Origin of the sequence: Pseudomonas sp. TWP3-2 (assembly GCF_049897765.1) — a bacterium.
In the GTDB taxonomy this organism is placed as follows: Bacteria; Pseudomonadota; Gammaproteobacteria; order Pseudomonadales; family Pseudomonadaceae; genus Aquipseudomonas.
Map to the genome: position 1 here is coordinate 111,483 of NZ_JAFCWW010000001.1, position 22,651 is coordinate 134,133.

Annotated in this window: 18 protein-coding genes; 5 read left to right on the top strand and 13 right to left on the bottom strand. The window is 59.9% G+C overall.

Annotated elements, in window-relative coordinates:
- Nucleotides 1–82: 82 nt before the first annotated feature.
- Entirely contained in the window at nucleotides 83–1,243 is a 1,161-nt protein-coding gene (locus ACP7EE_RS00445; protein WP_426232749.1) for an AAA family ATPase, read from the bottom strand.
- Nucleotides 1,244–1,389: 146 nt separating this feature from the next.
- Here ACP7EE_RS00445 and ACP7EE_RS00450 point away from each other — a divergent pair, with 146 nt between their 5' ends.
- From ACP7EE_RS00450 to ACP7EE_RS00465, 4 genes are all read left to right on the top strand, one after another.
- Nucleotides 1,390–2,493 carry an efflux RND transporter periplasmic adaptor subunit gene (locus ACP7EE_RS00450; protein ID WP_426232751.1) on the top strand — a complete coding sequence of 368 codons (1,104 nt, stop codon included), beginning with the start codon at nucleotides 1,390–1,392 and terminating at the stop codon, nucleotides 2,491–2,493.
- Entirely contained in the window at nucleotides 2,490–3,557 is a 1,068-nt protein-coding gene (locus ACP7EE_RS00455) for an efflux RND transporter periplasmic adaptor subunit (protein WP_426232753.1), read from the top strand. The genes ACP7EE_RS00450 and ACP7EE_RS00455 overlap by 4 nt, the downstream gene beginning before the upstream one ends.
- Nucleotides 3,554–6,607: an efflux RND transporter permease subunit gene (locus tag ACP7EE_RS00460; RefSeq protein ID WP_426232755.1), complete on the top strand. Its 3,054-nt coding sequence runs from the start codon at nucleotides 3,554–3,556 to the stop codon at nucleotides 6,605–6,607. The genes ACP7EE_RS00455 and ACP7EE_RS00460 overlap by 4 nt, the downstream gene beginning before the upstream one ends.
- Nucleotides 6,608–6,764: 157 nt before the next feature.
- Nucleotides 6,765–9,017, top strand: a complete 2,253-nt coding sequence (locus ACP7EE_RS00465) for a glycoside hydrolase (RefSeq protein ID WP_426232757.1) — start codon at nucleotides 6,765–6,767, stop codon at nucleotides 9,015–9,017.
- A gap of 3 nt (nucleotides 9,018–9,020) precedes the next feature.
- Here the strand turns inward: ACP7EE_RS00465 and ACP7EE_RS00470 are convergent, their stop codons facing one another.
- From ACP7EE_RS00470 to ACP7EE_RS00525, 12 genes are all read right to left on the bottom strand, one after another.
- Complete coding sequence (locus ACP7EE_RS00470) at nucleotides 9,021–9,647, bottom strand: class I SAM-dependent methyltransferase (protein ID WP_426232759.1); 627 nt, start codon at nucleotides 9,645–9,647, stop codon at nucleotides 9,021–9,023.
- Between the two features lie 54 nt (nucleotides 9,648–9,701).
- On the bottom strand, nucleotides 9,702–10,346 hold the full coding sequence (locus ACP7EE_RS00475) for a methionine ABC transporter permease (RefSeq protein WP_426232761.1): 645 nt from the start codon (nucleotides 10,344–10,346) through the stop codon (nucleotides 9,702–9,704).
- Nucleotides 10,336–11,460: a methionine ABC transporter ATP-binding protein gene (locus ACP7EE_RS00480; RefSeq protein WP_426232763.1), complete on the bottom strand. Its 1,125-nt coding sequence runs from the start codon at nucleotides 11,458–11,460 to the stop codon at nucleotides 10,336–10,338. Before ACP7EE_RS00480 ends, ACP7EE_RS00475 begins: the two co-directional genes overlap by 11 nt.
- On the bottom strand, nucleotides 11,461–12,270 hold the full coding sequence (locus ACP7EE_RS00485) for a MetQ/NlpA family ABC transporter substrate-binding protein (RefSeq protein WP_426232766.1): 810 nt from the start codon (nucleotides 12,268–12,270) through the stop codon (nucleotides 11,461–11,463).
- Between the two features lie 126 nt (nucleotides 12,271–12,396).
- Nucleotides 12,397–13,755, bottom strand: coding sequence for an LLM class flavin-dependent oxidoreductase (locus tag ACP7EE_RS00490; protein ID WP_426232768.1), 1,359 nt, complete (start codon nucleotides 13,753–13,755; stop codon nucleotides 12,397–12,399).
- Nucleotides 13,755–14,948 carry an SfnB family sulfur acquisition oxidoreductase gene (locus ACP7EE_RS00495; RefSeq protein ID WP_426232770.1) on the bottom strand — a complete coding sequence of 398 codons (1,194 nt, stop codon included), beginning with the start codon at nucleotides 14,946–14,948 and terminating at the stop codon, nucleotides 13,755–13,757. The genes ACP7EE_RS00490 and ACP7EE_RS00495 overlap by 1 nt, the downstream gene beginning before the upstream one ends.
- A gap of 36 nt (nucleotides 14,949–14,984) precedes the next feature.
- Entirely contained in the window at nucleotides 14,985–16,226 is a 1,242-nt protein-coding gene (locus ACP7EE_RS00500) for an SfnB family sulfur acquisition oxidoreductase (RefSeq protein WP_426232772.1), read from the bottom strand.
- Nucleotides 16,227–16,497: 271 nt separating this feature from the next.
- A complete protein-coding gene (locus tag ACP7EE_RS00505; RefSeq protein ID WP_426232774.1) occupies nucleotides 16,498–17,262 on the bottom strand; it encodes a hypothetical protein in 765 nt (254 codons plus the stop codon).
- A 461-nt stretch (nucleotides 17,263–17,723) separates the two neighbouring features.
- Complete coding sequence (gene tcyN, locus ACP7EE_RS00510; protein WP_426232776.1) at nucleotides 17,724–18,473, bottom strand: L-cystine ABC transporter ATP-binding protein TcyN; 750 nt, start codon at nucleotides 18,471–18,473, stop codon at nucleotides 17,724–17,726.
- 4 nt (nucleotides 18,474–18,477) lie between these two features.
- Nucleotides 18,478–19,143 (bottom strand): cystine ABC transporter permease, encoded by a 666-nt coding sequence (tcyL, locus tag ACP7EE_RS00515; protein ID WP_420646745.1) that lies wholly within the window; start codon nucleotides 19,141–19,143, stop codon nucleotides 18,478–18,480.
- Entirely contained in the window at nucleotides 19,143–19,943 is an 801-nt protein-coding gene (gene tcyJ, locus ACP7EE_RS00520) for a cystine ABC transporter substrate-binding protein (RefSeq protein WP_426232778.1), read from the bottom strand. The genes tcyL and tcyJ overlap by 1 nt, the downstream gene beginning before the upstream one ends.
- Before the next feature lie 342 nt (nucleotides 19,944–20,285).
- Nucleotides 20,286–21,278, bottom strand: coding sequence for a D-cysteine desulfhydrase (locus ACP7EE_RS00525; protein ID WP_426232780.1), 993 nt, complete (start codon nucleotides 21,276–21,278; stop codon nucleotides 20,286–20,288).
- 190 nt (nucleotides 21,279–21,468) lie between these two features.
- On the opposite strand from ACP7EE_RS00525, the gene epsC reads away from it, so the two are divergent.
- Nucleotides 21,469–22,395, top strand: coding sequence for a serine O-acetyltransferase EpsC (gene epsC / locus ACP7EE_RS00530; protein ID WP_426232782.1), 927 nt, complete (start codon nucleotides 21,469–21,471; stop codon nucleotides 22,393–22,395).
- Nucleotides 22,396–22,651: the final 256 nt, after the last annotated feature.

The window sequence follows — 22,651 nt, forward strand, 5'->3', positions numbered from 1 at the left end:
CGGTGTAATTCCTGAGCATCCCCCAATCAGTCCCCTCTCCCCCGGGAGAGGGTTAGGGTGAGGGGCTCTCCAACTGACACACTTAGTCAGGCCAATTCCACGCCGGCTCATCGAGCATCCGCTGCCCGACAATCCCGGTCTGCCCCAGCGTCTTCTCCAGCACGATGCAATTGCATTCCTCATCCTCCTGCAACGCCGAAATCAACCGCCGAGCATGCGACACCACCCAAACCTGACACTCCTCCGACGCCCGAATAATCAGCCGCGCCAACGCCGGCAGCAGATCCGGGTGCAGACTGGTTTCCGGCTCGTTCAGCACCATCAGCGACGGTGGCCGTGGCGTCAGCAGCGCCGCGACCAGCAGCAGATAACGCAGCGTGCCATCCGACAACTCCGCCGCCGACAATGGCCGCAGCAATCCTTCCTGATAAAACTCGATGGCGAAACGTCCGCCGGCCTGCGGTTCGATATGCAGTCGTGCTCCGGGAAAAGCGTCACTGATCGCTGTTTGCAACGCCTCGGGATCGCCGATTTCAATGATCGTCTGCAACGCTGCCGCCAGGTCGCGGCCATCGTGATGCAGCACCGGCGTGCGCGTGCCCAGTTGCGGCTGGCGCACCGGCGCGTCGGCGTCGCTGCGAAAGTGATCGTAGAAGCGCCAGCGCCGGATGAATTCGCGCATCTGGAACACTTCCGGCGAGGTGCGCAGGCTGCCGACTTGATCAAACAGACTGTCGAAGGTCGGCGTGTGCTGGGCCAATACATCCCAACTTCGCCCGTCGCGCGTGCGGATCATTGCCCCGGCGCGTTCTACCAGCAGACTGGCCGGACGATACAGTGGCCCGGCCCAGATGCATTCTTTTTTGATTTCCGGGTCGAGGGCAAAGAACGAACGGCTCGGCTCAGGCAAGCCAAGCGCGATCGCATAGCTGAAATCTTCCCCGGCAAATCCCAGTCGCAGGCGTTTAACGCCATGGCGCACGGTCGATTCAATCGGCACTTCACCATTACGCATGCGTCGGCTAATGTTTTCCGGCCCGGCCCAGAACGTCGAGTCCAGCCCGCCTTCACGCGCCAGTGCATTCACTACGCCGCCCTGTGCGGTTTCCGCGAGCAGGCGCAGTGCCCGGTACAGGTTGGACTTGCCACTGCCGTTGGGGCCGGTGATCAGGTTCAGGCGGCCAAGCGGAATCACCAATTTGTTGATCGAGCGGTAATTGGCCACCGCGAGGGTTTTGAGCATGAAAGTCCTTCTCTGGTACCCCGAATCTGCGTCAGGATACGCCTGCGCGGGTAAATGCAGGTATCGCGCAGGCGAAGGCGGAACCCTGTTCTAAGCTCACAGTCGTATCGTCACTTGCACGTTCGTACAAACGCAAAGGAGTCTGCATGGCGAGTCCCGGTTTGAAAACAGTGGTGATACTGAGTCTGCTCGTGCTGCTGAGCGCCTGTGGCGAAAAGAAGCAGGCCGAAAAGGACCTGCCGCGCGTGTTCGTGCAAGAGGTCAAACCGGCGGATTACGCCGCTTCCGTGACCCTCACGGGTGACGTGCAGGCGCGCGTGCAGACCGATTTGTCGTTCCGCGTGGGTGGCAAGATCATCCAGCGTACAGTCGATGTCGGCGACCGCGTCACGGCCAAACAAGTGCTGGCCAAACTCGATCCGAAAGATTTGCAGACCAATGTCGATTCGGCCAACGCTCAAGTGTTGGCCGAGCAGGCGCGGGTCAAACAGACTGCGGCGGCATTCGTGCGTCAGCAAAAACTCTTGCCCAAGGGCTACACCAGCCAATCCGAATACGACTCCGCGCAAGCCGCATTGCGCAGCAGTCAGAGCGCGCTTACCGCTGCGCAGGCGCAACTGGCCAATGCCCGCGAACAGCTGAGCTACACGGCGCTGGTCGCCGATGCGCCGGGCATCATCACGGCGCGTCAGGCTGAAGTCGGGCAAGTCGTGCAAGCCACCGTGCCGATCTACAGCCTGGCGCGCGACGGCGGTCGTGACGCGGTGTTCAACATCTACGAATCACTATTGTCCGGGCCGCCATCGGATCGTTCGATCGAGGTCAGCCTGCTCGACAACCCGAAAATCAAAACCACCGGCACCGTGCGCGAAATCACCCCGGCAGTTTCGGCGCAGACCGGCACCGTGCAGGTCAAAGTCACCCTCGATGCCTTGCCGGACGGCATGCAGCTCGGTTCGGTGGTCAGCGCCACAGCGAAAACTGCGGGCAAATCCGCCGTCGAATTGCCGTGGTCGGCGCTGACGAAAAACCTCAGCGACCCGGCGGTGTGGATCATCGACGGCGAGGGCAAGGCGCAATTGCACACGGTCACCGTTGGCCGTTACCTCACCGGCAAAGTCATCGTCAGCGACGGCTTGAAGGCTGGCGACAAAGTGATCATTGCCGGCGGCCAACTGCTGCATCCGGGGATGAAAGTCGAGGTCGCTGAAAACACCTACAAGGATCTGCAAGTGGAAGCCCAGCCATGAAGCGCCTGCTGCTGTTGTCCGTGTTACTGGCGCTCGGCGCTTGCTCGGAAAAGGAAGCGCCACCGGAGCCGGTGCGTCCGGTGCTGTCGGTGGAAGTCAAAACCCTCAATCAAGAAGACCTCGGACGATTCGCCGGGAGCATTCAGGCGCGTTACGAAAGCAATGTCGGTTTCCGTGTGCCGGGTCGCATCGCCAGCCGTAATGTCGATGTCGGTGCCGAGGTCGAGAAGGGCGCCTTGCTCGCGACCCTCGACCCAACCGATCAGCAGAACCAGTTACGCGCCGCCCAAGGTGATCTGGCGCGCATTCAGGCGCAGTACATTAATGCTCAGGCCAACGCTCGTCGCCAGCAGCAATTGTTCGACCGTGGCGTCGGCGCTCAGGCGCAACTCGATATCGCGCAGACCGATCTGAAAACCACCCAGGCTTCGCTCGATCAAGCCAGGGCGGCGCTGAGTCAGGCCAAGGATCAGCTCGACTACGTGCAACTGCGCACCGACCACAAAGCCGTGGTCACCGCGTGGAATGCCGAGGCCGGGCAAGTGGTTACTGCCGGCCAGCAAGTGGTGACACTGGCGCAACCGGACATCAAGGAAGCGGTGATCGATTTGCCGGACACGCTGGTCGATCAACTGCCGGCGGACGTGGTGTTCTCGGTGGCCGCGCAACTCGACCCGAGCATCAACACCACCGCAACCATCCGCGAAATCGAACCGCAGGCGCAAAGTGCAACGCGCACGCGCCGTGCGCGCCTGACCCTGGCCGATACGCCGCAAGGTTTCCGCTTGGGGACGGCAATCAGCGTCACCCTCAGCTCGGCAATCAAGCCGCGTCTGGAATTGCCGGCTAGCGTGGTGCAGGAAGTCGACGGCAAGACACGCATCTGGGTCATCGACACGCAGGCACAAACCGTATCGCCACGCGATGTGAGCCTGATTAGCCGCACTGACAGCACGGTGGTGCTGGCCGGTGGGGTGAAGGCTGGTGAGCGTGTGGTGACGGCGGGAGTGAACAGCCTCAAACCGGGGCAGAAAGTCAAAATCGACGAGGACAGTCCACGATGAAAGGGCCTTTCAACTTATCCGAGTGGGCTCTCAAGCATCAGTCGTTCGTGTGGTACCTGATGTTCGTCGCGCTGCTGATGGGCGTGTTCTCTTACATGAACCTCGGGCGTGAGGAAGACCCCTCGTTCACCATCAAGACCATGGTTATCCAGACACGCTGGCCCGGTGCAACGCAGGAAGAAACCCTCAAGCAGGTCACCGACCGCATCGAGAAAAAACTCGAGGAACTCGATTCCCTCGACTACGTGAAAAGCTACACGAGGCCGGGTGAATCCACGGTGTTCGTGTACCTGCGCGATACCACCAGCGCCAAGGACATTCCGGACATCTGGTACCAGGTGCGCAAGAAGATCAACGACATCCGCGGCGACTTCCCCAAAGGCCTGCAAGGGCCGGGGTTCAACGACGAGTTTGGTGATGTGTTCGGTTCGGTGTATGCGTTCACTGCCGACGGTTTGTCGATGCGCCAGTTGCGCGATTACGTCGAACAAGTACGGGCCGAGATCCGTGAAGTGCCGGGGCTGGGCAAGGTCGAGATGGTCGGCGAGCAGGACGAAGTCCTCTACCTGAACTTCTCCACGCGCAAACTCGCGGCACTGGGCATTGATCAGCGCCAGGTTGTACAGAGCCTGCAATCGCAGAACGCTGTGACGCCGGCCGGTGTGATTGAAGCCGGGCCGGAGCGGATTTCTGTGCGCACTTCCGGGCAGTTCGCTTCGGAGAAAGACTTGGCCGACGTCAACCTGCGCCTGAATGACCGCTTCTATCGTCTGGCGGATATCGCCAACATCAGTCGCGGTTACGTTGACCCGGCAACCCCCGAATTCCGCTTCGACGGTAAACCTGCGATCGGCCTCGCCATCGCGATGAAGAAGGGCGGCAACATCCAGGAATTCGGCAAGGCGCTGCACCAGCGCATGGACCAGCTGACCGCTGATTTGCCGGTAGGCGTTGGCGTGCACACGGTTTCCGATCAGGCCGACGTGGTGGAAAAAGCCGTCGGCGGCTTCACCAGCGCGCTGTTCGAAGCGGTGATCATCGTGTTGGTGGTGAGCTTCATCAGCCTCGGTGTGCGCGCCGGTCTGGTGGTGGCGTGCTCGATTCCGCTGGTGCTGGCGATGGTCTTCGTGTTCATGGAATACAGCGGCATCACCATGCAGCGGATTTCCCTCGGCGCACTGATCATCGCCCTCGGCCTGCTGGTGGACGACGCGATGATCACGGTGGAGATGATGGTCACGCGGCTGGAGATGGGCGAGACCAAGGAACAAGCCGCGACCTTCGCCTACACCTCGACCGCATTCCCGATGCTCACCGGTACCCTGGTGACGGTCGCCGGTTTTGTGCCGATTGGCCTGAACGCCAGTTCGGCCGGCGAGTACACCTTTACCCTGTTCGCAGTGATCGCGGTGGCGATGCTGGTGTCGTGGATTGTCGCGGTGCTGTTCGCGCCGGTGATCGGCGTGCATATTCTCAGCGCCAAGGTGAAGCCGCATAACGCAGAACCAGGACGCGTCGGCCGTGCCTTCAACTACGGCATGCTCTGGGCCATGCGCAACCGTTGGTGGGCAATCGGCATCACCGTTGCGTTGTTTGCGGCGTCGGTGTTTTCCATGCAGTTTGTGCAGAACCAGTTTTTCCCTTCGTCGGACCGGCCGGAAATTCTCGTCGATCTCAACCTGCCGCAAAACGCCTCGATGGCCGAAACGCGCAAGGCTGTGGACAAGCTCGAAGCCACCCTCAAGGGTGACCCGGATATCGTCCGTTGGAGCACTTACATAGGCGAAGGCGCGATCCGTTTCTATCTGCCGCTCGACCAGCAATTGCAGAACCCTTACTACGCGCAACTGGTGATTGTGAGTAAGGACTTCGAGTCCCGCGAAGCATTGAGTCAGAAGCTGCGCGAACGCCTGCGCAAGGACTTCGTCGGCATCGGCAGTTACGTGCAAGCGCTGGAAATGGGCCCGCCGGTCGGGCGGCCGATCCAGTACCGGGTTAGCGGCAAGGACATCGATCAGGTGCGCAAACACGCGATCGAACTGGCCACCGAGCTGGACAAGAACTCGCACATCGGCGAGATCATTTACGACTGGAACGAACCGGGCAAGGTCCTGCGTATCGACATCGCTCAGGACAAGGCGCGGCAATTGGGCTTGTCTTCGGAAGACGTGGCCAATCTGATGAACAGCATCGTTGTCGGATCGCCGGTGACTCAGGTCGATGACGACATCTATCTGATCAACGTGGTCGGGCGTGCCGAGGATGCTGAACGTGGCACTCCGGAAACCCTGCAGAATCTTCAGATCGTCACGCCAAGCGGCACTTCGATTCCGCTGCTGGCCTTCGCCACCGTGCGTTATGAGCTGGAACAGCCACTGGTGTGGCGCCGCGACCGCAAACCGACCATCACCATCAAAGCCGCGGTGCGCGACGAGATTCAGCCGACCGATCTGGTCAAGCAATTGAAACCGACCATCGATCAATTCGCCGCCGGTTTGCCGGTGGGCTACAAGGTCGCTACTGGCGGTACGGTGGAGGAAAGCGGCAAGGCCCAGGGGCCGATTGCCAAGGTTGTGCCGTTGATGCTGTTCCTGATGGCGACCTTCCTGATGATCCAGTTGCACAGCGTGCAGAAGCTGTTTCTGGTCGCCAGTGTCGCGCCGCTGGGGCTGATCGGCGTGGTGCTGGCGCTGATCCCGACCGGTACGCCGATGGGCTTTGTGGCGATCCTCGGGATCCTCGCGTTGATCGGCATCATCATCCGTAACTCGGTGATTCTGGTGACGCAGATCGAAGAACTGGAGAAGGAAGGCCTTGAGCCTTGGGATGCGGTGGCGAAAGCGACGGAGCATCGGCGCCGGCCGATTTTGCTGACGGCGGCGGCAGCGAGTCTGGGCATGATCCCGATTGCCCGGGAAGTGTTCTGGGGGCCGATGGCGTACGCGATGATTGGCGGGATTATTATCGCGACGTTGTTGACGCTGCTGTTTTTGCCGGCGCTTTACGTGGCTTGGTACAAAATTCGCGAGCCGAAAAAAGACGGGGCGTGATGGTGCGTTGGCAGGCCAATTCCTACAGACAAATGCATTGCAACTGTGGGAGCTGGCCTGCCAGCGATCGTTTCTACAATTCTCCAACATCTTGCTGACCGACATCCCGCTCCGCCTGCTTTACCCTCCCTTGCTTTGACGCAGAAGGGACCTCCCCATGCAGCTTCTCCATCTCGGCTTGCGCTGTGCCGTGCTCGGCTTCGCTTTGTTGCTATCGCCCTGGGCCTCGGCCAACACCGTGCTGGAAAACCGGTTATGGCGGGTCGAACTAGACCCGGCAACCCTGGCGATTCGTGTCACTCCCGCACAGGCGCAAACGCTACAGGCGTCTGCCGGCGTTGCCGCACACAAGGTCAGCCAGCTCACCACGACTTCCACGCGGGCTGACTGGCAGTGGGACGATGGCGCGTGGACGCTGAGCGTAAGGCTTGATCAGCGTGATCTGGCGTTCTCGATCACTGCGCGCGATCCGGCCGAGCTGGAGTTTCTGCGCCAACCCGCGAGCGCCATGGGCAAGGGCCTGATCTGGCCGCTGGCCGAGGGGCATTACGTGCCGCGCGGTGACCCGGTGTGGCAGGAATTTCTGCTGGGGCAGGGCGCGTTCAATACCACTCAGGATCTGAGCCTGCCGCTGTGGGGTGTCGATCACGGCAGCTTCACGCTGAACTGGCTGATGACCAATCCCTATAACAATCAGATCCTGTTCAGCGCAGAGGACCAGACGCTGGCGTTGCGCGCCCGGCACCAATTCACCTCACTCCAGCCGTCGACGCCACTGACCTTCAGCCTGTTTCTCGGGGAAGCCGATCCGTTAGCCGGCGCAAAACGCTACCGGCAATGGCTGATCGATCACGGCCGCTACGAAACCCTGAGCAGCAAATTCGAGAAAACCCCTGAGGCGAAAAAGCTCTTGGGTGCCAGTCATGTTTATCTGTGGGGCAATGACTTGCTTGGCAGCAAGGACGTGCGCAATTGGCCGATTCTGCTCGGCAAGTTGCGCGCCCAAGACGCGCTGGCCAGTCAGCTACGCGCGGGGATGGATCGTGAAGCATTGCAGGTTGTGGCCAGCACGATGGCGTTGAATGCCTACCAGAAAACTGTGCTGATGCGCGGTCTCAATGGCGCGTTGAATACGCTGGCGCGCAAGACCTGGCAAGCCCAAGCGGTGCCGGACATGCAGGCGCTGGTCAACGGTTATGCCAAGGTGCGGACGCAGGTGGAAACTGAGCTCTCTGACGCGCTGAATCCCGAGCCCGAGCGCTGGGGCAACACCTTGTCGCTGGATACGGTCAGGCAATTGCAGAGTGCCGGGCTGTCACGCTTGTGGCTGGGGTTGGGCGAGGGCTGGGAGGGTGGACTCTGGCATCCGCAAGCGGTCCGCGCGGGCGTGGCGGCGGGGTATCTGGTCGCGCCATATGACTCGTATGAAACCGCGCTCGGTCGTAGCGAAAATCCTGACTGGACCACCGCACATCTGGGCGACACGGCGCATCTTGAGTGCGCAATCGTGCTGAAAAACGGCCAGATGAAAAGCGGTTTCCAGCAGTCGGGTCACTACACCGATCCGCGTTGTGTGCGCCCATTGCTGGAGAAACGCGTCCCTGCGATTCGCGACGCCGCCGGTTTCAATAGCTGGTTTCTCGATGCCTATGCCACCGGCATGCTGTTCGACAGCTACCGTCCCGAGGCGACCATGACCCAGGCGCAGAATGCCCAAGGTAATGTCGAGGCTTCACGCTGGATCAATCAAGTGCTGCAACTGCCCAGCGGTTCGGAGGACGGCAATGCGACCACCGCGCAAGGCGTGTTGTTCGCGCATGGCATGCAGACGCCGGTGATTGGTTGGGGCGACGTCGATATGAGCAAGGACACCCGGTCCAAATACTATGTCGGCAAGTGGTATCCGCCGGAACAGCCTGAGGTGTTCTTCAAACCGGTGCCAATCAAAGAAGCCTTCCGCCGCGTCCACTTTGAACCGGCCAGTCGTTTGCCGCTGTATCAGGCGGTATTCCATGGATCGGTCATCACCACCCATCACTGGCTGTTCGACAGTCTGAAATTGAGCAACGTGCGGGTCGAGAATGAGCTGACGCAACTGCTGTACAACGTGCCGCCGCTCTATCACTTGAGCGCCGACACGTTGCAGCAGCGATTGCCGCTGATTGCCCGTCAGGATGTTTTTTTCCGACCGCTGCATGAGCGCCTGGCGACCCAGGCGCTTAGCGGTTTCGAATGGCTGAGCGAGGATCGACTCGTGCAGCAGACCTCTTTTGCAGATGGCACGCGTTTATTGGCAAATTTTGATGTGCGGGTGCGCGAAGTTCAGGGGCAGACCTTGCCCGGGCAAAGCATAACGGTGCGCTCGCCCGACGGCACGGTGAAGCAATTCCAGGTTGGCGCTAGACCCTGAACGTCAGCTTTTGCGCCAGACGCTGGCCAGCCAGGGCTGCTGCTCGCGCGGCAACCCGGCTGGCCGGAAGTAATGTTCGAGTTCAGTGAACCCTGCAGCCGTCAGTAGCACCCGCCACGCCTCAAGATCGTGATACGAGCCGTAGCGCGGTCCGTTCCAGCCTTCGCGGTTATCCCCACGCGGATTGGAGCTGAACAACACACCACCCGGCTTCAATGTGCCGTGCAGTTGCTGCAGTACCCGAGGCAATTCCTGCAACGGCACATGAAACAGCACGGCATTGGCGAAGATCCCGTCAAAGCGCTCAGCGGGTAGATCAAGCTTGAGAAAATCCTGCTGCCAGACTTCGCAGCCGCTGTCATCACGCGCCATCTGTGCGAGTTTTTCCGAGCCGTCCAGACCGACCGCAACATGCCCCATCCGCGTGAACGTCTGCAAATCCCGCCCCGGCCCACAGCCGAAATCCAGAATGCTCATCGGTGCTTCAGCCTGAACATGCCGCAGCAATGCGTCGATGTTCTGGCTGACATCGTGGTCGCGGGTGCCTTCACGAAAATCCTCGGCCACCGAGTTGTAGTGGCCGAGGGTGGTGGAGGTGATCTGCTCTAGATCGGTGGGGGTCTGTTTCATGGTCGGGGCTGCGCAGGCAATGGGATTTGCCGAATATACGCCATGCAGCGGGACTCAGCGCTTGTTCAGTCCTCGCGCCAGACGATCGCCACCTAGCTGGATCACCGCCACCAACGCAACCAGTAACACGATAACCGTGAGCATGATCTGGCTGTCGAAGCGCTGATAACCGTAGCGATACGCGATGTCGCCCAACCCGCCGGCACCTATCGCGCCGGCCATCGCCGAGGAGTTGATCATCGTCACCAGCGTGATGGTGAAGCCGCCAACTATGCCCGGCAACGCCTCGGGCAACAGCACATGCCAGACGATGTGCCAGCGCCGGCAGCCCATGGCTTGTGCGGCTTCGATCAAGCCGTGATCGACCTCGCGCAAACTGACTTCGGCAATCCGCGCAAAGAACGGTGTAGCGGCGATGGTCAGCGGCACGACTGCCGCCCACACGCCGTAAGTGGTGCCTACGATCAACCGCGTGAACGGAATCAGCGCGACCATCAAAATCAGGAACGGGATCGAGCGAAACAGGTTCACGAACGCGCCCAGTGCACGGTTCAAAACCGGCGCCTGATAGATCCCGCCCTTGTCGCTGGTGACCAGAATCACCGCCATCGGTATCCCCACCAGCAACGCGATCAGCGACGAAACGCCGACCATCAAAAACGTGTCGATGAAACCGTGCAGCAAGCGATCAAACCACATAACCCAATACCTCCACCCGTTGCGCCCATTGCGCGGCGCGCTGGCGCAATTGCTCGGCATCCAGCGCTGAACCGGCGACCGCCAGCAGCAACTGCCCCAGCGCATGGCCCTGAATTCGTTCGACGCCGCCCTGAAGCAATTTCACCCGCCCGCCGAGCGCGGCAAACAACGCCGCCAGATCCGGCTCATCGGCGCTGCTGCCGGTGAACTGCAAGCGCAGCACCACCGCTGCGTCTGACGATGGCGCTTGCGTGTGCAAGCGGCTGTGCAATTCGTCCGACAACGCGTGTTGCAACGGCGCGAGCAAGGTCTGGCTGACCTCGTGCTGCGGGTTGCCGAACACTTCCCACACCGGGCCTTGCTCGACCACGCGGCCATGCTCCAGTACCACGACGCGGTCGCAGATCTCGCGAATGACCGCCATTTCGTGGGTGATCAAAACAATGGTCAGACCCAGGCGTTTATTGATCTCGCGCAGCAGGCCTAGGATCGACTGGGTGGTTTCCGGATCGAGCGCCGAAGTGGCTTCATCACACAGCAAAATGTCCGGGTCGTGCACCAGCGCGCGGGCGATGCCGACACGCTGTTTCTGTCCGCCGGAGAGCTGTGCCGGATAGGCTTTGTGCTTGGCTTCAAGACCCACCAGTTCCAGCAGTTCGCGGACTTTTTTCTCGCGTTGTTCTTTCGGTACGCCGGCAACTTTCAGCGGCAATTCGACGTTCTGCCAGACAGTCTTGGCCGACATCAGGTTGAAGTGCTGAAAGATCATGCCGATCCGCTGACGCAGCGCGACCAGACGATCCTCGTCGAATTCGCCGATGTCCACCTGATCGATCAACACCCGGCCGGAGGTCGGTAGTTCCAGACGATTGATGGTGCGAATCAGCGACGACTTGCCGGCGCCGCTGCGGCCGATGATGCCGAACACCTCACCGCGCTGGATCGCCAGATCGATGCCGTGCAGCGCCGCGACCGGGCCTTGCCGACCTTCATAGGTTTTCCCCAGACCGATAAAGCGCACGTGGGCGCGGTTCAGCTCGGGGTGCAGTTCGGTGCGCTCGGCGAGTGCGGTTGGCTCCGGAATCTCCGGTCGCCGTTGGATGGCGGCGCTCACTCAGCTTTCCCAACCGGCCTGATACAGCTTGCCGTGAGCTTTATCCAGCGCAGCGCGCACGGCCGGGGAGTGTTGGTAAATGTCGACGAATTTGATCAGGCGCGGATCGGTTTTGCTCTTCGGCTGGATCACGAACTGGATCACGTATTCCTTGTGATCGAGACCGTCGAACAGCAGCGCCGAACCGGCATCGAAAGTCTTCGCCAGACGAATGTAAGCCGGGTAGCCCTGCACCAGATCGGCGTCGTCGTAGGCGCGCACCAGTTGCACGGCTTCGACTTGCAGGATTTTGATGTTCTTCGGATTGGCGATGATGTCGTCTTCGGTGGCCTTGTAGCCAACGCCCGGTTTCAGCGTGATCAGGCCAGCTTTGGCCAGCAATTGCAGACCGCGGCCGCTGTTGATCGGATCGTTGGCGATGGCCACGCTGGCGCCTTGCGGTAACTCGTCGAAGCTTTTGTATTTCTTCGAGTACAGGCCGACGTTGTTGATGATCCCCGGCGCGAATGGCACCAGATCAAAACCGGCGGCGGCTTTGGCGTTTTCCAGGAACGGGATGTGCTGGAAGTAGTTCACGTCGATGTCGCCGGCGGCGAGGCTGACGTTGGGCGCGATCCAGTCGGTGAACTCCACCAGCTCGACTTTCAGGCCTTGTTTGTTGGCCTCTTCGACCGCGGCTTCCAGCGGAATCGCGAAGGCGGCGGTGGTGCCGATTTTGAGTGGTGCGTCGGCGGCGAAGACTGCCGAGCTGAACAGGCCGAGGGCCAGGGCCAGTGCTTTGACTGGGTGGGACAGGAGCTTCTTGGTCATAGTGATTTTCCAGTCAGTGCATGAAATTTGTGTTGTCTGGTCAGGCCTCATCGCTGGCAAGCCAGCTCCCACAGTGTTCTGTGAACGCCACATATCCCTGTGGGAGCTGGCTTGCCAGCGATGTTTTTAGCGGCGGAATGCCGATCCTGTGTGTTGCTCAGGCAGATGCGCTTCAGCGTGAAACAACTTCTCGCGCAGGCTGCCGCTGTCGTACGCGGTCTTGTATGACCCACGGCGTTGCAGCTCGGGGATCACCAGTTCGATGAAATCCACGTAGCTTTCCGGGGTGACGATGCGGGTCAGGTTGAAGCCGTCGAGGCCGGTTTCGGCGATCCATGATTCCAGTTCCTCGGCCACTTGTTGCGGCGAGCCGACCACGGTGATGTAGCGTCCACCGAGGGCGTGTTGTTCGAGCAACTTGCGCCGGGTCCAGTCGTTGTTTTGCAGGTTTTTCGTGGCTGATTGAATGGCGTTGCTCTTCACGTACTGGATCGGTTCGTCGATTGCGTATTCGGAGAAATCGATGCCCGTAGACGCCGAGAAATGCGCCACACCGGCTTCGGCACTGGCGTAGCTCAGGTATTCGGCATGCTTGGCCCAAGCGGCTTCCTCGGTCGCGCCGACGATCACATTCAGGCCCATGAACACCTTGATGTCCTCAGGATTGCGCCCGGCCTCGACGGCGCTGGCGCGCACCTTGTCCACCTGGATCTTGGTCGACGGCTTGTTCTGGCCGCTGATGAACACGCACTCGGCATGCCGCCCGGCGAACAGCAAACCACGATCCGAACTGCCGGCCTGAAACAGCACCGGCGTTCGCTGTGGCGACGGTTCGCACAGGTGATAACCCTCGACCTGATAGAACTCGCCCTTATGCTCGACCTTGTGCACCTTGTCCGGTTGGGCATAGATACGCTGCTGCGGATCGTTGAGCACCGCGCCGTTTTCCCAGCTGCCTTCCCAGAGTTTGTAGAGCACTTCGAGGTACTCGTCGGCCTGGTCGTAACGACGGTCATGTTCGACTTGCTCGCTGAGGCCCATGGCTTTGGCGGCGCTGTCCAGATAACCGGTGACGATGTTCCAGCCGACGCGGCCACGGCTCAGATGATCAAGAGTCGACATGCGCCGGGCGAACAAATACGGCGGTTCGTAAGTGAGATTGGCGGTCAGGCCGAAACCGAGATTTTTGGTCACGGCGGCCATCGCCGAAACCAGCAACAGCGGATCGTTGACCGGCAACTGGATCGACTCTTTCAGCGGCACATCCACCGAGTTCTGATAGACGTCGTACACGCCAACGATGTCGGCAATGAACAAACCGTCGAACAGCCCGCGCTCCAGCAACTGCGCGAGTTCGGTCCAGTATTCGATGGTTTTGTACTGGGTCGAGTTATCCCGTGGATGGGTCCACAAGCCGTGGTTGATGTGGCCGATGCAGTTCATGTTGAACGCATTCAGCAGCATCTTTTTCTTCGCCTCGCTCATCAGATCGTCCCCCGCAGTGGCGGGTTTTCATCGTTGAGGTAGTAATTGCCGACCGCGTGATATTTCCAGCGCACCGGGTCGTGCAGGGTGTGCACCCGTGCGTTGCGCCAGTGGCGATCGAGGCCGTGCTCGATCAGGGTTGCCTGGCTGCCGGCGAGTTCGAACAGCGTGCTGCCAGCGGCGAGAGAAATCTCGGTGCTGATCGCGCGTGCTTCAGCCACGGCAATTGATGCAGCGGCTACGGTCTCGGCATTGGTTTCAGCCTGGGCCGCATCGAGGAATTCCCCGGCGCGTTCGAGTAGAGCTTCGGTGGCGTGCAAACGAATGCTCAAGTGGCCGAAGCTTTTCAGGGTCAAGGGATCTTCGGTGGCTTTGTCGTTGCCGGAATCGATCCACGGCCGGGTCTTGCTGCGCACGAAGTGCAGCGCGTCCTCATAGGCGGCGCGGGCGATGCCGGTGTCGATCGCCGCGTGAAGAATCTGCGCCAGCGGGCCGACCGGGGTCGGACGCTCGAAAGCGCTCTGGAACGGAATCACGTCTTCGGCTGCAACGTACACGTCCTCAAACACCACCGAACCGCTGCCGGTGGTGCGCTGGCCGAAGCCGCTCCAGTCGTCGATCACCGTCAAACCTTTGCTGTCGCGCGGCACGAACGCCAGTTGCTGCACGCCATTTTCATCGACCACTGAAGTCGGAATGCGCTGCGCGTAAATCGCTCCGGTCGCGTAGAACTTGCGGCCGTTGATGCGATAACCATCGCCGTCGCGAGTCAGGCTGGTGACCCGGTCGTGGGCGGTTTTGGTGCCCAGTTCCGCCAGCGCATTGCCGAAGCGCTGGCCGGCGAGGACTTCGGCGTACAGGCGTTGTTTTTGCTCATGGCTACCGTTCACGCGCAGCACTTCAAGGGCATAGAAATGGTTCTGCGGAATCTGCCCGAGCGAGCCATCCGCCCGAGCGATCAGGGCGATGACTTTGGCCAGGGTCACGTTGGATACGCCAGCGCCGCCGTACTCCTTCGGCACGCTGATGCCCCATAGGCCCGAGCGGGAAAACACGTCGAGCTCCGGCAACGGCAGACGGCGTTCACGGTCGCGCAGGTTGCTGTCGCGCTGGAAATCTTCGGCCAGGTCGCTGGCGACGATCAGGGCTTGCTCGTCGCTGGTGATGATCGCGACGGGATGGGAAAAGGTCATAGGGTTCTCCAGAGATCTGGTCAAAAGTTCTGGTCGTCAGATCCAGGAGTGACGGGCCGGCAATTTACCGTTGAGGCGATAGGCGCCGACCGCGTGGTACTTCCAGCGCACCGGGTCGTGCAGGGTGTGCACGCGGGCGTTGCGCCAGTGCCGGTCGAGGTTGAATTCGGCGAGGGTCGCGCGGCTGCCGGCCAGCTCGAAAAGTTTTTCACTGGCCAGCAGCGAAATTTCGGTGGTGAGCACTTTGGCTTCGGCCACGGCAATCGACGCGCGGGCGGCAGAATCGGCAGTGAGTGGTGCGGCTTGGACCTGATCAAGCACTTGCCCGGCCTTGCGCAACAGCGCTTCGGCGGCGTGCAGTTCGATTTTCAGTTTGCCGATGTCGGCGATCACGTACAGGTCATCGCTGGCGCGCTCGACTTTGGCGTCGATCCATGGCCGGGCGCGGGTTTTGACGAATTCGATGGCGTCATCGATGGCGCCACGGGCGATACCGGCGTCAATCGCCGCTTGAATCAGCTGCGAGACGGCGCCTTGAGTATTGGGTTTTTCGTTGATCTTCCAGTTGTCCACAACGAGGCCGGCCTCGACCCGCACGTTGTTCAACAGGATGGTGCCGCTGGCGGTGGTGCGCTGACCGAAGCCCGACCAGTCATCGACGATGCGCAGGCCCGGCGTACCGCGACGCACGAAGGCCAGCACTTGCTTGCCGTCATCGTTCAGCGCCTTGACCGCAACCCAATGCGCGAACAGCGCGCCGGTGGAGTAGAACTTCTGGCCGTTGATCACGTAATCATCGCCGTCGGCAGTGATCCGCGCTTTCAATTCCAGGGTGTCTTTGGTGCCACGTTCGGGACCTGCATTACCGATGCGCCAGCCTTCCAGAACACTCTGGAACAGCTGTTTTTTCTGCGCTTCGGTGGCGCAGCCGAGTACCAGATTGAGGATGCCGAACTGGTTCTGCGGAATCTGCCCCAATGCCGGATCGGCCGCGGAAATGATCGCGAACACTTCGGCCAAAGTGACGTACGAAACCTGCGGTCCGCCGTACTCGCGCGGGATGGCAATGCTGCCCAGACCGCTGCGGGTGAACTGCTCGATTTCTGACCACGGCAACTTGCGCTGACGGTCGCGTTTGGCCGCTTGCACGCGGGCGACTTGCGCCAGGTCATGGGCAGCCTTAATGGCTTGGGCGTCGCTACGTAGCACTTGCGCGGGCAACAACAGTGGGGCGATGTCCAGATCAGACTGGACGTTTGCGTCTGCCAGACTGGACATCAGTGCCGCTCCTTGGCTGCACGCAATGCCCTGGCGATCTGCACTGGGGTGATTGTGTTCCGGACCATACCTACCTCACATCTCATGAAAAACGCCGCAACGTGCGACGAAAGAAAGAATGTCCGGTGGTCCGGTGTATATACCCTAAGCGTGTATAAATATTAAATAAACTAACTTTTAGGAATATGTATAGAAGGGTGACTGTTCTGGTTGGTTAACAACTTTTGCAGACATGCAGCAATTCCCTGTGGTGGAGCACAGGGAATTGGATTTAGTCCTGGCGGGACTCAGCGGCTTTGGGGATTTGTTTGAGCGGGACTTTGAGATAGGGATTCACACATCCGATTTTCAGCGTTCGCGGTGGTGCCCAGCGCGAGTTGTTACCGACCCGGTCGAGGATGCAGTAGGTCACGTCCAGCCGCAGATCTTCGCCGCCTTCGACAATGATTGCCGGCGGCACCCAAACCTGGATCGGCCGGCCGATATCGTCGGCCGTGATCCGCGCCAGGTCCATGCGCACGTCGCCCCAGCGCAGCGTGATTGCATCGTCTTCAGCCATGTTCAGATACGGCTCGATGGTCAGCGGTACGCCGCGTTTGATCTGGTTCGGATTTACGCCCTGACGGCGAATGGTCTCGGGCAGAGTCACCGGCGCCAGTTGCTGGTTTTCGTCACCGCACAGCGGCGAAGGCTGGCCGCCGGGGCAGTCGAGCTTGACCTCGATCCGGGTGGTCGCCGACAACGCCGGGCCTTGGCCGACCTGCATGACCCGGTAATGAATGGTCGAAAAACCGCTGGCAATAAAGCTCTCTGGCACCCGCAAGCTGATTGGCGCACCGAGCTCTTCGTCGACCAACACCCGCGAAGCCACGTAGCAGCCGTCCCAGAACAGTTCGATCAGATCTCCTGCGTCCATTCCAGGGTACGGCGCCACGTCGATCAGCAAATGAGCGGCAGCGGCCAGGTTGATGCCGATATTTTGCGCAGGCGCCAGGGTGGGGGCTGCCAGCAGCGCGGTGTGCGAAGTGCGAATCATGCTTTCTCTCCTTGAAGCATTGCAAAGAAGTCCGTTTCTGAAAGAACAAAAGTCGTGTATTACCGGGCAATAAAATAATCAACAGTTGTTGAACTTTGACAGTGCTTGTTTGCAATGCGGGGTGCCGGTGGATGACTAGATAAAAGTTCGCCTTGAGAAGTGTCAATAGAGACGCTTACTTAATCCTTGAATTACAAGTTAATCAGAAAGCTCCTACGCTGAATAAGCACTGTGCCTAGCCTGTTTTGCGAAGACGGCCACGTATATCGGTGGTTTCAGGTGGTCGCGGCGAATGTCTCTGCCCACCTTTGTCTTAGGGTATTGACAGATTTCAGGCGTGACAGATCTGTTGCAGGACATATATATGTACCGCATGGATCGCTAATTTAGATTGATGTTTAAAAGGAAGGTAAGGCGGGGCGGATGTAACTTCCATCCTTGGAAGTTTGATGCTTAAGTTGTCAGGCGTGACTTCTGAATTTGCTGAGAAACTGTCGCGTGCGTTCTTCTTTCGGATTGGCAAACAACTCTTTCGCGTCACCTTGCTCGACGATTACACCCTTGTCGAAAAACACCACACGGTTGGCCACATCACGAGCGAAAGCCATCTCGTGAGTGACGATGACCATGGTGCGGTTTTCTTCCGCCAGGCCACGGATGGTCGCCAGTACTTCGCCGACCAGTTCCGGATCGAGCGCCGAGGTCGGTTCATCGAACAGGATCACTTCCGGCTCCATCGCCAGCGCCCGGGCAATCGCCACGCGCTGTTGCTGACCACCGGAAAGCCGTCGGGGATAGGCGTCTTCCTTGCCCGCCAGACCAACCTTGGCCATCAGCTTCTTGCCCAGGGCAATGGCTGTGTCGCGGGGCATCTTCTTGACCACAATCGGGCCTTCGATGACGTTTTCCAGCGCGGTGCGATGGGGGAACAGGTTGAAGTTCTGGAACACGAAACCCACGTGCTGGCGCAGGTTGCGCACCAGGCTTTGCTGCTGGTTCAACGGACGGCTGGTATCGATCTCGATCTTGCCGACCTTGATCCGGCCGCTGGTGGGTTCTTCTAGGAAATTCAGGCAGCGCAGGAACGTGGTCTTGCCCGAACCGCTGGGGCCGATGATCGCCACGACCTCGCCTTCTTTCACTTCAAGATCGATGCCGTTGAGCACGACTTGACCCTTGAATTGCTTTGTCAGTTTTTCCACGACAATCATGGGGTCAGGACTCCTGGTCGTGCCGATTGACCCGCTCTTCCAACTTGTTCTGGAAGTGCGAAAGCACTGTAGCCAGAACCCAGTAGATCAGCGCGGCGGCAAGATACATGGTGAAGACTTCGAAAGTCCGGGCGGTGATCAACTGCGCCTGGCGGAACAGCTCTGGCACCTGAATGGTGGCGGCCAGCGCAGTGTCCTTGACCAGTGAAATGAAGCTGTTGCCCAGCGGCGGCAAGGCCGTGCGCATGGCTTGCGGCAGGATGGCCCGGCGCAAAGTCTGCGCGCGGGTCATGCCGATACTCGCAGCGGCTTCCCACTGACCGCGCTCGATCGAGCTGATCGCGGAACGCAGGATTTCACAAGCGTAAGCGGCCATGTTCAACGAGAAACCGATCAGGGCTGCCGGCAGCGGGTCGAGTTCCAGACCCATTTGCGGCAAGCCGTAATAGATCACGAACAGTTGCACCAGCAACGGCGTGCCGCGAAAGAACGACACGTAGATGCGTGCCAGCCAACTGACCGATTTGAAGCGCGACAGGCGCATCAACGCCAGGCCAAAGCCCAGCAGCAAGCCGAAGAACATGCCGCCGAGACTGAGGATCACCGTGTAATACGCACCCTTCAGCAGGAAGGGCGCGGAGTCCAGTGCGAGTTGGAAAGCTTCTTCCATTATTGAGTGACGTCAGCGCTGAAGTATTTTTCCGAAAGCTTTTTCAGCGTACCGTCGGCACGCAGCTCATCGAGCGCTTTGTTCAGGGCCGCCAGCAGTTCCGGCTCACCTTTACGCAGGGCAATCCCGGATTCCTGACGCGAAAACGCTTGGCCCGCGGCGACGGTTTTCGGGGCTTTCCTGGCGTACTCGAGTGCGGCAAGACGGTCGATCAGAATCGCGTCGGTACGGCCGTTGTTCAGGTCGGCGAACTTGGTCGGATCATCGTCGTAGGTGCGCACGTCAGCACCCGGCACGTTGGCGCGGACCCACTGTTCGTAGTTGGTGCCCAGACCCACGCCGACTTTCTTGCCGGACAGGTCAGCAGCGGTCTTGATGTTCAGCGCAGCTTCCTTGTCCTTCAGCACCAGTGCCTGAATCCCGGAAACGGTGTACGGCGCGGAGAAGTCATACTTCTTCTTGCGCTCCTCGGAGATGGTCACCTGATTGACCACCAGGTCCAGACGCTTGGATTCCAGAGCAGCGAGGATGCCGTCCCACTTGGTTGGCTGAATCTTGGCTTTCACACCGAGCTTCTTCGCCAGCGCTTCGGAGAGTTCAACTTCGAACCCCGACAGTTTGCCGTCGGCATCGACGAAGCTGAACGGAGGATAAGTGCCTTCCAGACCGACGTTGATCACGCCTTTGTCCTGGATGGTTTTCAGTTGCTCACCGGCAACCGCTTGCCCGAGCAGACCGGCGCCCAGCGCCAGGCCCAGCGAACCTACCAGCAGATTTCGACGTAGTGCGGAAAAATTCATGACAAGCCCCTGTGTTTTCTTATGGAAGACGCTTAAGGAAAGTTGGCAAATCCGGGAGTTCAACGACAGCGCTATCCTGCCTTAAAGCAGCTTATGCGTCTCGCGCCAAATTCGCCTGCGGCGAGACTATAAGACCGTTTGTTTAGAATGGAAAATAATGAATTTTCCATTTGTTATTCCTATAGAGAATATATGGTTGGCACCAATCATTGTGGCGAAGGAGCTTGCTCCCGCTCGGCTGCGCAGCAGTCGTAAAACAGGCAATTACTGTTCATCGATCAATCGATTTTGGGGGCGCTTCGCACCCCAGCGGGAGCAAGCTCCCTCGCCACGAGAAGTGGATTATAGAAAATCTTTATAGGCGAACAACGCCGGGGCGCCGCCGGTGTGCAGGAAGATGATTGGGCCTTCATCGAAGCGTCCGCGACCAATTCCGTCGAGCAATCCGGCCATGGCCTTGCCGGTGTACACCGGATCAAGCAACACACCTTCCTGACTCGCCAGCAACTTCACCGCTGCCAGGGTTCCGGCATTCGGCTCCCCGTAGCGCGGCCCGAAATATTCGTCCCACAACTCGACCTTGAAACTCTCCGGCAGTTCGATGCCCAGTAGCTCGGCAGTGCGTTCGGCCAGCCCCTGGACTTTCGGACGCTGATCCTCTTCACTGCGCGAGACCGTTACGCCAATCACAGGCAGTTGCGGCAGCACTTCACTCAAGGCCAGAGCCAGGCCGCTGTGAGTACCGGCGCTGCCAGAGGCGAGCACCACGGCAGAAAACTGCAAACCGGTGTCCTTGATCTGTTCAGCGAGTTCCAGACCGGCGCGCACATATCCCAGGGCACCTAGCGCATTCGAACCGCCAATCGGAACCAGATACGGCTTCTTGCCACTGTTGCGCAAGCGTGCGGCGAGGGCGGCCAGTTGCTCGTCGGCGTTGTCGAGGTTTTCCACCAGCTCGACCTTGGTGTCGAACAGATCCAGCAGCAGGCGGTTGCCGTTGCCGGTGTAATTGCTGTCGTCGGTGCCCAACGGGTTTTCCAGCAGCGCCACACAGCTCAGCCCGAGTTTCGCGGCAATCGCAGCGGTCTGGCGTACGTGGTTCGATTGCAGCGCGCCAGCGGTGATCAGCGTGTCGGCGCCTTGGGCGAGGGCGTCGGCAGCGAGGTATTCGAGTTTGCGCAGCTTGTTGCCGCCCATGGCCAGCGGCGTCAGGTCATCGCGTTTCAGGTACACGTCGCGACCGAGCCAGGTGGACAGGCGGTCGAGTTTTTCCAGGGCAGTCGGTTGGCCGAGCAAGTCGAGACGATTGAAGCGTTCCAGCTGTTGTTTGATCATGAGCCCGTACTGGCGGAGGAAGATGTCAGGACTATAGGCACGCCGATTTGCCGGATCAACCGCCAATCGCTTATAGCCAAATCCACTGAGTCCAGCACTATCGGTTCTTAATTCGCGCCAGTGGCCTTGCCGTAAAGTAGTCGCCGTTGACGCGGCCAGACAGTCCGGCCGCCCTTGAGGAGTCTTTACCGTGAGCGAGCGTTCCAGTCATTGGCAATTGCAGACCATCGTCAGCCAGCTGCGTACCGCGCGCGATCAGTGGCGCGCACAGAATGGCCGCGCTTCGGGCGAGCAGGGCGGACGCGAGTTGCCGTCCCGCGCGGCGATGGCAGAGATTCTTGAAGCGCTGTGTGGCGCACTGTTTCCGATGCGTCTGGGGCCGGTGGATTTGCGTGAGGAAAGCGAAGATTTCTACGTCGGCCACACCCTCGATGTGGCACTGAATGCGCTGCTGACTCAGGCGCGTCTGGAGCTGCGCTACGTTGCCCGGCACAGTGCGCAGGTCGATACCGAAGTCGAAGCGCAGGCAATCCGCATCATTCAGGATTTCGCTTTGGCGTTGCCAAAGTTGCGCAGTCTGCTCGACAGCGATGTGCTGGCGGCTTATCACGGCGATCCGGCGGCGCGCAGCGTGGATGAAGTACTGCTGTGCTATCCGGGGATTCTGGCGGTGATCCACCATCGACTGGCGCATCACCTTTATCGCGCAGGGTTGCCTTTGCTGGCGCGCATCAGTTCGGAAATCGCGCATTCGGCAACCGGTATCGACATTCATCCGGGTGCACAGATCGCCGGCAGTTTTTTCATCGACCACGGGACCGGTGTGGTGATCGGCGAGACCGCGATCATCGGCGAGCGCGTGCGCATTTATCAGGCGGTGACGTTGGGCGCCAAGCGCTTTCCGGCGGATGAAGACGGGCAGTTGCAGAAGGGCCATCCGCGGCATCCGATTGTTGAGGATGATGTGGTGATCTACGCCGGAGCGACGATTCTTGGGCGCATCACGATTGGCAAGGGCTCGACGATTGGCGGCAATGTCTGGCTGACCCGGAGCGTGCCGGCCGGGTGCAATCTGACCCAGGCGAATTTGCAGCATGATGACGGGACGCAGAAGTAATCGAACCCTGTTGAACGATTCGGCTCAATTGCGCGTCATACCCCTCCTTGAGCTAGCGTACAAACACTACCGCCCAGCCCTGCGATTAGTCCTTAGCGTACTATCCATGTTTAACTTGAACGTTCATTCAAGTTAAACCGGTAGCTCGCTGCCCGCTCACAACAGGAGGCTTGCCTTTGCTGAGTCCGATTATTTCAGCCACGTTTCAACCCCTCGAGGTGCACGGTTCATGAGTGCATCGTCTACTCCCGCCAGC